We start from the raw sequence: 9,009 nt of genomic DNA, 5'->3' as shown, positions 1-9,009 counted from the left end.
CGCCCACGCAGGTCAGCGCTTGAACGATTGCTGACACCCCTGCTGGTGCTCGGAATCGTGGTGCTTCTGGTGGTCTCGGGCAGCACCGGGCCACTGCAAACAACGTTCCTTGAATCGCTGCAAATCATGGCCGGGCACCTGATCCCTGGCCTGCCATGGATGTCCGACGGCTCACTCACCGTGCCCCAGGACCAAGCCGTATGGAGCTTCCGGCTCCCCCGCGCGCTCCTGGCCGGTATTGCCGGGGCCAGCCTGGCTCTGGCCGGGGCCCTCCTCCAGGCGAACGTCCGCAACCCACTCGCCGAGCCGTACATCCTGGGCGTTTCAGCCGGGGCGGGAGTGGGAGCCGTACTGGCCATCGTGGCAGGCTCGACGGCGGTTGGCGGGCTGGGCTTGAACGCGTCGGCTTTCGCGGGAGCTGCGGCCGCGACGGCCCTGGTGTACTTGCTCGCGAAACAGGACGGCGTGATTGCACCCTCCCGGCTCATCCTGGCGGGCGTGGCGTTGGGCTCACTCCTCTCCGCGATCACCAACTTCCTGACCATCACCACCGATGCCCAGAACGTCTACAGTGTGCTGTTTTTCCTGTTGGGCAGCGTTTCCGCAGCCACCTATCCGCAACTGCTGCTGCCGGGTGTGGCACTCGTGGCCATCAGCGTCTTCGCCATGTTCCGATCCCGCGCGCTCAACGCCTTCCTGGCCGGTGACGAAACAGCCACGGCCCTGGGCGTCAACGTGGAATCGCTGCGTCGGACCCTCCTGCTGGCCACGGCGTTACTGACTGCCACCACGGTTGCCGTGTGCGGCGGCATCGGATTTGTTGGCTTGGTGGTGCCGCACGCCGCGCGCATGCTGGTGGGCTCAGATCACCGCCGCATGCTGCCCGTCACGATCTTTGGCGGGGCTCTCTTCCTCATGCTCACTGACCTGCTGGCCCGCACGGTGGCGCAGCCTGCCGAGATTCCCTTGGGCATCCTCACCGCTACCGTCGGAGCGCCCTTCTTCCTGTGGCTTATGCGTGGCAACGGCGCTGTACGGGGTGGCATCAAGCGATGAAAGTGGAATTCCTCAACGTCAGCATCGCCCTCGGCGGCACCCCCGTGGTTCACGACGTCTCTTTCACCGCGCCCAGCGGTTCCGTGGTTGGCATTCTGGGCCCCAACGGATGCGGCAAATCCACTCTTCTGCGTGCCCTGTACCGGGTGAACAAACCCACCTCGGGGACCGTCACCGTAGGCGGCCAGGATGTCCGCAGCCTCAACTCCCGGCAGGCCGCGCTCCGCGTGGCCGTGATGGCCCAGGAATCCAGTCAGGACTTTCCCATGACAGCCCGCGAGGTTGTGATGCTGGGCCGAGCCCCGCATCAGCGCGGATTCGGTGCCGATTCGGACAGGGACCACCACCTCGTCCACCAAGCAATGCTCGACGTCGGGGCCTCCTCCCTGACGGACCGCTACTTTGCGGGGTTGTCCGGCGGGGAAAAGCAGCGGGTCCTCCTGGCGCGGGCACTCGTTCAGGAAGCACCGGTCCTGGTCCTGGATGAACCTACCAACCACCTCGATGTCGCCTTCCAACTGGAGCTGATGCATCTGGTCACTTCGCGTGGAAGGACTGTGCTGGCGGCCCTGCATGACATGAACCTCGCGGCGGAATTCTGTGACCAGGTGGCAGTGCTGCAGTCCGGGCGGCTGCAGGCTTTCGGGCCGCCGTCAACACTGCTGGACCCTCAGCTGATCCGCCGCTGCTTCGGTGTTGAATCCCGGACGCTGGAGCATCCTTTGACCGGGAGGGCGCTGATCGCCATCGCAGCGAAGACGCCGGAACAGACGCCGCCACCCAGCCAGGACGCGGAGTTCTCCACCGCCCGCCATTGAACTTACCCATCACCCGATACAACCCATCTGGAGGCACACCATGAAGAAATCCACCCTGCCCAAAACCACGGCAGTCCTGAGCGTGATGACACTCAGCGGAATGCTGTTGTCCGGCTGCGGTCAAGCAGTCAGCCAAACACCCGCCAAGGAAAACGCCGGTGTCGCTGCGCAACCCGCGGGAGAAATCGAGAACTGCGGCCGCACCCTGACCTTCACCTCCGTTCCCCAGCGCGTGGTGGCCATGACTCCCGGACAGTCCGAGCTGCTGGTGAAGCTGGGCGCCGCGGACAAGGTAGTGGCCGAGGCACAGACCAAAGGCAGCGAGCTGCTGCCGGAACTGAAGGAGCTCGGTAATGTGCAGCAGCTGAGCGATCAGATGCCGCCGTCGCGTGAAGTCCTGCTGGGTGCAAACCCCGATTTCGTCTACTCCCCCACAGCGTATGAATTCACTGCCGAGCAGGGCTTTGCGAGCATCGAACAACTCAAAGCTGCAGGCGCTGAGTCCTACATAGCAACGGCGGGCTGCATGGAACGCCGGAGCAAGGCCGAGGTCAAGGACATCCTCACGGATATCGGGAACATCGGCGCTGTAGTCGGCGCCGGTGAGCGTACGTCTGCCGTTCGGACGGAAGCGGCTGAGATGCTGGCGTCGGTTGAATCAAAGGTGGAAGGCAAGGAGAAGCCCACCGTGGTGGAGCTGTTTGTTGAGGGGAACTCCATTGCGGCCATCGGGGCAGGGATCGAGTACGACATGATCAAGACTGCCGGTGGCGAGAACCTCTTCAGCCCGTCCGATGAAGCCTTCGCCAAGTTCTTCTCTGCCATGATCTCCCCGGAGACACTGGTGCAGAAGAACCCCGAGGTCATCGTGTTCACCACCTTGGACAAGGCCCACGAGGACGCCACCCGCACCTTCCTTCAGGAGAAGTTCCCTGAGGTGGACGCGGTGAAGAACCAGCGATTGGTGGCCATCAACTCCGATGACGTCATGCCCGGAACCTGGGGCAACCTCCGCGCCGTGGAGCAGATCGCCAAGGGCCTCCACCCCGACGCGTTCTAAGCCCTTCAATTCCCCCGCCCGAGGGGACGGGCGGGGGAAGCGGGAAGCTAACCCAGCTGCACCCGCCGGTGGCATGCGGCCAGGGTTGACTCCCTGTGGGACACCGTGATCACCGTGGTGTCGCCGGCGATCGCAGCAACAGCTTCCACCAGGGCACGTTCCGAGGCAGGATCCAGGCTGGCTGTGGTTTCATCCAGCACCAGAATCTTGGGCTTGATCAACAGGGCCCTGGCCAAGCAGAAGCGGGCACGCTCACCACCGGACAGACTTACCCCTTGCTCGCCGACCACAGTATCCACACCATCCGCCCATCGTTCGCCGGCGAGCGGAAGCCCGGCCAGGTCCAAGGCTGACAGGACGTCGGCTTCAGTTGCCGCGGGGTGGGCCAGGCGCATGTTGTCCAGGACGGAACCCTGGAAAACCGGGGCGTCCTGTTCCACCAACGTGACCATACGCCGGAATGACGCCTCGTCCACAGCCCAGGCGTCCACGGACTCCCCGCTGCGCGACACCAGCGAGATACTCCCCGAATCCGGCACCCACAAGCGCACCAACAACCGGGCAAGCGTGGTCTTTCCTGCCCCGGAGGGGCCACTGATCCCCACATGCTCGCCGGGCGCCACCGACAGGGACGTCGAGCGCAAAGCCGGCGCGCCGCCGTCGTACGTGAACTGCAGGTTCCCGACCTCCAGACCCAGCGGCCCCTGGGGGTTGAACTCCACGAGGGGCCCCGAAACCGTGGCGGCCGAGGGCAGGCTGATGCCCTCCCCAACGCGCTGGGCACTGGCACGGTGCGGCTGGAGCTGGGTCACGGTGGCAACGCCCTCGGCCACCGGAGCCAGGAGAGTCAGAGTGCCGGCCACCAGGGCGGGCAGCCACACAGGATCCAGCCCGGGTTGTGAGATGGCTGCAAGGAAGACCGCCACCACGGTGCCCAGGACACACAGCTCGCGCAAGGACGCTGCCAGGGCAAGGAAGGAGTTGAGCCTACGCTGGCCGGCATCCACTGCCAGGCTCTGGTCCTGCAGCTGGCGTTGAGCGTGCTCCCGCAGTCCGAAACCCAGGATCTCGCGGGTGCCGGCCAGCAGGTCCACGGCGAGTACCGACACCCCGGACCGCGCCTCCTGCACCCGCGCACCCAGCACGGCGCCCCTGCGCAATCCCGGGAGCGTCACCGCCACCAGCGCCACGAACCCCAGCAACAAGGCCCCGGCCAGGCCCGGCCCCAGCGGCCACACCACAGCCACGCCGGCCACGAACAGCACTGCGGAGCCAGCCAGCTGGGCAACCGTGTGGGCGTAGAAGAACTCCAGCTTTTCAACATCGCCCATGGCCGTGGCGGCGAGTTTTCCGGTGTGCTGGTCCGGCTTGCGGGAAGGGACGCCGCGCGCGAAACCGTCAAAGAGTGCCATGCGCAGCGCGGCCAGGATCCGGTACGCAATGCTGTGCGAGATGTCCATCTCGTGCCACGTCAGCACCGCCCTGAACACCACGGCCATCACCCCGGCAACCCACCATTCGGCGGCTGCGGACTCCTGCCTCATCACAGCCAGCGCCACAACGTAGGAACCGACCACCGCCAGGACAATGAGGGCCAGGTTGTTCAGGATGCCCACAACGGCGGTCCATACTATCCCTGCCCACTCGCCGGACATGTGCGGAACCAGGCCCAGGAGCGGGTTGCGGGGTGTGCGTTCGGTGACGCTCATAGCGTGGCTGCTTCCTGTTGCTGTGTGTGGAGTTGGCCATGTGCCAAGCGGAGTACGGTGTCCGCGGCAGCGAGGGCTTCGGGCCGGTGGGCGATCATGAGCACCATCCGGCGTCCGGCTTCGCGGCGAAGCCCCTCCAACACCCGCCCAGCGATCTCTGTGTTGAGGGCGGACGTTGGCTCGTCCAGCAGGAGAACCGGCCTGTCCACCAGGAGCGCCCGTGCAATCGAAAGCCGCTGGAGCTGGCCTCCCGAGACGGATCCACCCCCTTCGGACAACACGGTGTCCAGGCCTTGGGGCCATTGCCGCAGTTCCTCCGCCAGGCCGGCAATCTCCACGACGTGCTGGATCTCCTCCTCCGTAGCAGCAGGCGCAACCACGCGGAGGTTCTCCCGGATGGTCCCCGGAAAGAGGTAGCTGCGTTGTGAGACCACGCTGACGTCACTGGGCCTGAGTGGCTGACCGTCCAGGCAGATCCGGCCCTCCCCCGCCGGCAGGAACCCCAACAGAAGGTCGAACAGCGTGCTCTTCCCCGCCCCGGACACCCCCGCCAGCGCAGTAAGGCCGCCGCGCTGGATCTCAGCCGACGCATCCCGCAGAACCCAGGGGTCCGCACCTGAGTATCGGAAACTCACGTTCTCCAACGTGAGACGACCGGGAGGCACGACGCCGGGACGCACCCCGAGCGCGGAAAGGGCACCGTGCGCGGAACGGGCACCAGGCACGGACGGGGCACCATGCGTGGAACGCGCCTGCCCTTCGCCCGTGAGCGGACGGCCATCGCGGGTGTCCGCGCCTCCCGCTGCGTCAATACTGCCCAAGGCCGAGAGCCCCAGATACCCGGCATGCCATTGGCGTGCCAGATCCCGCACCGGCCTGAAGACTTCTGACGAGAGGATCAGCAGGAAATACGTGATCGCCGCAGTCTCCGGTCCGGGCAATGGCCCCTGCCCCAGCGCTGCGAATGCGGCCAGCGCGGCGGCGGCCAGCATCCCTGCCTGGATTCCGAAGTCCGCCAACGCCGTGTCCACCAGGGATGTGCGCATGGTGGACACGGTTGCCCTGTGGAGCTCCTGGGACCTGTGATGGAGCCGCGCCCTTGTCCGGGGAACGGCGTGGAGGATCTTGAGGGTCCGCATCCCTTGGAGGGCCTCCAGGAAGTCGGCGCTCAGTGCCTCGTAGCTGTCCCAGTGCTGCTGTCCGCGTTTCGCCAGGGCCTTCCCCCAGAGTTTCGGCGCACCAACAGCCACGGCCACGGCAAGGGCCAAGGCAAGCGCCAACAAGGGATTCAGCCACGCGATCCAGACAAGAAGCGCTGGCACCACTATCTGCAGTTGGAAAGCGTGGGGAATGTACTGGCTGATGTAGCTGTCCACTCCGTCCACACCTTCGCTCAGGGCCAGCCGCCGGGCTCCACCGCGGTCCGAGGTATCCCTGAGCCGTTCGGGCTGGAGCAAGCTGTCGGCCAACTTCCGGCGTACCTGCAACCGCACCCCGGAACCCAAGGAACTGGCCAGCCGGGCATGGAACTGCTGGATCACAAGGCGCCCCAGGCCACAGGCGAGAACCCCGGCAAGGTACGGAACCAGCGGCCCGTACATGCCGCCGTCGGGGTTTCCGGGAACCCGCACCAGAACCACCAGCGCCGCCAGGGCCTGGGCCAGGAACCACGCCTGCAACCAGTAGCTCGCCGTGGTGATGCAGAGCAGGGCTGTCACTCCAGCCAGCCGGCCGCGGTGCCCAGCCGTCATCTGGAAGAGCCTCTTATTGACCAGCATGCGTGGCCCTTTCATGGTTTGTGGTGAGTGGTTTCCGGATTGCTACGCCCAGTCCATGGAGCGTGGTCCAGCCGCTGTGGGAGCCGGTCCAGCCACCTACCGGCCGAAATTCCACGGGCAGGTCCGCCCCAAGCGCGGTATAGAGGGTGTGGGCGGCCACCGTGGCGGCCCACCACATGGCGGCCGGGGTTGGCGTGCCCGGGGTCTCGAAAACCAACAGGGCGCCGAGGTTCCCTATCCAGTGCTGCCCGGCGCATCGATCGGCCAGCTCCGGATCGCGGAGCGACTCCGCGGACAGGACGCGGGCGCGGCAGGACGGAGGGGCTTGCTGCGGGAAGGAAAGGAGGGAACGCTCCAGGAGGTCCTCAACCACCCGGTCCGCGCCGGCGGCCGGGCGGGCACGCAAGCGGGAGAAGTCACAGCTCCTGCGGGCAGCCAGCTGCGCCTCCGAAACCCCGGCGATCCGGTCATGACGGCGCTGCGGGCACCTCGCCTGAGACACCCCCAGAGACACCGTGGCCAGCGAGAACTCGGGAACAGAGCCGGGATAACGGACAGGCGACACAACATCCCACCGGGCGTCCACACCCCGGGCGGCGGCATGGTGAACCAGGGCCACCGCCGCATACGCAGCGTCCGCGATCAGTAGCGGACCCGCACGGTGGTGGTACTTCGCCAAGGTGCGTTGCGGCAGCACGGTGAGCACGACGACGGCGCCCCGCGCGGGTGCCCGCGGACCCCCTTGGGGTGGGGTACCGCCGTCGTGGTTCCGCAGGCGGAGCAACTCGCCGCCGCTGCCGCTCAAGCCGGTGCCGTTAAACACGTATGTTCCGGGAGGCACATCGCAGCCCTCCCCGCAGAGGACCCGCAGTTGCACCGGGTAACACCCACCGGCCGACGGAACTGGGCGTTTACGCACCTTCCCGGGCAGGCCGGTGGCGGGATTGGGGTGGAAGTCCTCGCTCCACCAGATGGCCCGCAGCATGGCGGCCACCGGGAGCCCATCATGCCGCTGGTGCTCAACCGTGCCGGATGCCGGGGCACCTTGGGGACCGGGCTGCTGCAGGGGACCGGGCGGCTGCACGGGACCAGGAACCTCGTGGCTCCAGGCGCGGGTAAATCCTGAGGGAAGGAGCACGTGGGGTACGTCCATTACATGTGGGGAGGTGGGGTGAGGGTGAAGTCCTCCGGCAGTGCCGGCGCCGTTTCACGCCACCCGCGCTTCAAGGCCGCTGTGGTGAACCTGGGGCAGCCTAGATAGGCGAAAGCGGCCGGGGCGTTGGGAACCAGTCCTCCCACCACGGCGCGGACAACACTCAGGCCGGTCACCGCGACGTCGGGAGTGGTCAGTTCACGGGTATATACGGTGTGGCCGGCCGATTCCAGCCGCCTGTAGAGCTCCGGCATGGACACGTCATCCACGGCAGCAACGTCCACCAGCCCACCCGCGGGCTTGGTGAAGCGTTCCGCGAGGACGTGTGTCCGGGGATCAAGCCACACCTGAACATGTGCACCGAGATCGCGGACTGCCCCGAATCCGGGCCCCACGTCGTCCAGGTATTGACGGTCTTCGCGGTGTTCCAGGTACAGCCCCTTGGCCATGAGCCCTGCCTCGACTGCCTGGAACACCCAACCATCGGCGTCGGTGGCACCTTGGGAGTAGATCCAGGTGTGGACGGCCTCCAGGACTGCCTTGCGTGCCGCTTCAGCGGGATCGTTCTTGCAGGAGAACCCGGCGGCGTACAGCCCGGAATCCGGGTCGAACACCAAGGCAGCCATGCAGGGGGCGAACTCACTGGGCATTTCCACCACCCAGTACTGCAACCGGCAACCGGCCATGGCGTCCACCAGACCGGGAACACTCTCTGGCCTGATACCGCGGGTGGGCCCGTCCAAATGCCACCACAGTTCCAGGGCGTCGCGTTCGATGGTTTCCAGCACCGCCCTGTCCGTGGCATCAGCGCGGCCCTGCCCGGTGGCGATCCCCGCGTAGTTCAGATGATGGATCCGCGGGAGGTCACGGAAACGCCGTTGCCGCCAGTTCAGGAGGGTGAGGCTGGCTGGCAGCCACACGTCCGAGCTGTCCGATTCCCGCCTGCACGCTGTCCACAGAGCGGGAGTGTCGGCGTCGAGGTTCCGGTAGGGGAAGGCCGCACGCTCCAGCTGCCAGTCCGCGAATCGCGGCAGTTGTTCAAGCCCGACGGCGGCCCGGCCTGACGCTGTCAGCTCACGGGCCGTCCCGGTGAAGTAGTGGTGGTCCGGGAGGTCTGCGGGGATGAAGTTGCCGCAGTACCGTTCCATGCCTTCGGCGACGGCCGCGATCCAGGCTTGCCGGCTGTCGCCGAACGTGGTGCCCAGCGAGACACGGTCGGCGGGCCAGTCACCCAGCCAGCGCGCGTTCGATACCTCCGCGGTCATGGACGTGTATGCGGGTGGGGCGTTCTCCGGGGTGAGAACGGGACGGACCCTGCGGATGATTCCGGTCTGCTGGTCCACCAAGGTGTGCAAGGGAAGCAGGCCCAGGGCTTCGGCTGTTGTGGTCATGATTCTCCGTGGTTGTTCAGGGGGTGCGGCAGCGTCTCGGGGGT

7 protein-coding genes are annotated in these 9,009 nt (G+C 66.6%); 3 read left to right on the top strand and 4 right to left on the bottom strand.

The features are described 5' to 3' along the window. From LN996_RS22750 to LN996_RS22740, 3 genes are all read left to right on the top strand, one after another. Positions 1-1,056, top strand: a 1,056-nt coding sequence (locus LN996_RS22750) for an iron ABC transporter permease (RefSeq protein ID WP_308102755.1), incomplete at its 5' end; no start/stop codon positions are given. Beyond that, positions 1,053-1,874, top strand: a complete 822-nt coding sequence (locus LN996_RS22745) for an ABC transporter ATP-binding protein (protein WP_231343356.1) — start codon at positions 1,053-1,055, stop codon at positions 1,872-1,874. The genes LN996_RS22750 and LN996_RS22745, both read left to right, overlap by 4 nt. A 40-nt stretch (positions 1,875-1,914) precedes the next feature. Then, on the top strand, positions 1,915-2,934 hold the full coding sequence (locus LN996_RS22740; RefSeq protein WP_231343355.1) for an ABC transporter substrate-binding protein: 1,020 nt from the start codon (positions 1,915-1,917) through the stop codon (positions 2,932-2,934). Between the two features lie 47 nt (positions 2,935-2,981). Here LN996_RS22740 and LN996_RS22735 read toward each other — a convergent pair whose 3' ends face one another. Genes LN996_RS22735 through LN996_RS22720 form a run of 4 tightly spaced genes read right to left on the bottom strand, consistent with a single transcriptional unit; the run spans position 2,982 to position 8,965 of the window. Continuing rightward, positions 2,982-4,643, bottom strand: a complete 1,662-nt coding sequence (locus tag LN996_RS22735; protein ID WP_231343353.1) for an amino acid ABC transporter ATP-binding/permease protein — start codon at positions 4,641-4,643, stop codon at positions 2,982-2,984. Further along, complete coding sequence (locus LN996_RS22730) at positions 4,640-6,421, bottom strand: ABC transporter ATP-binding protein/permease (protein ID WP_231343352.1); 1,782 nt, start codon at positions 6,419-6,421, stop codon at positions 4,640-4,642. Before LN996_RS22730 ends, LN996_RS22735 begins: the two co-directional genes overlap by 4 nt. After that, the gene (locus LN996_RS22725; RefSeq protein WP_231343350.1) at positions 6,408-7,574 is read right to left on the bottom strand and encodes a hypothetical protein; all 1,167 of its coding nucleotides are present in this window, start codon (positions 7,572-7,574) and stop codon (positions 6,408-6,410) included. The genes LN996_RS22730 and LN996_RS22725 overlap by 14 nt, the downstream gene beginning before the upstream one ends. Next, the gene (locus LN996_RS22720) at positions 7,574-8,965 is read right to left on the bottom strand and encodes a YcaO-like family protein (protein ID WP_231343349.1); all 1,392 of its coding nucleotides are present in this window, start codon (positions 8,963-8,965) and stop codon (positions 7,574-7,576) included. Before LN996_RS22720 ends, LN996_RS22725 begins: the two co-directional genes overlap by 1 nt. Positions 8,966-9,009: the final 44 nt, after the last annotated feature.

Origin of the sequence: Arthrobacter sp. AK01, assembly GCF_021109375.1 — a bacterium.
Lineage (GTDB): Bacteria > Actinomycetota > Actinomycetes > Actinomycetales > Micrococcaceae > Arthrobacter.
This window is presented reverse-complemented; position numbering and strand designations above follow the sequence as displayed.

What these genes read in the sequence shown, in the direction of transcription:
- LN996_RS22720 (WP_231343349.1), bottom strand. Translation starts at nt 8,965, where the DNA reads ATGACCACAACAGCCGAAGCCCTGGGCCTGCTTCCCTTGCACACCTTG.
- LN996_RS22740 (WP_231343355.1), top strand. Translation starts at nt 1,915, where the DNA reads ATGAAGAAATCCACCCTGCCCAAAACCACGGCAGTCCTGAGCGTGATG.
- LN996_RS22725 (WP_231343350.1), bottom strand. Translation starts at nt 7,574, where the DNA reads ATGGACGTACCCCACGTGCTCCTTCCCTCAGGATTTACCCGCGCCTGG.
- LN996_RS22730 (WP_231343352.1), bottom strand. Translation starts at nt 6,421, where the DNA reads ATGCTGGTCAATAAGAGGCTCTTCCAGATGACGGCTGGGCACCGCGGC.
- LN996_RS22745 (WP_231343356.1), top strand. Translation starts at nt 1,053, where the DNA reads ATGAAAGTGGAATTCCTCAACGTCAGCATCGCCCTCGGCGGCACCCCC.
- LN996_RS22735 (WP_231343353.1), bottom strand. Translation starts at nt 4,643, where the DNA reads ATGAGCGTCACCGAACGCACACCCCGCAACCCGCTCCTGGGCCTGGTT.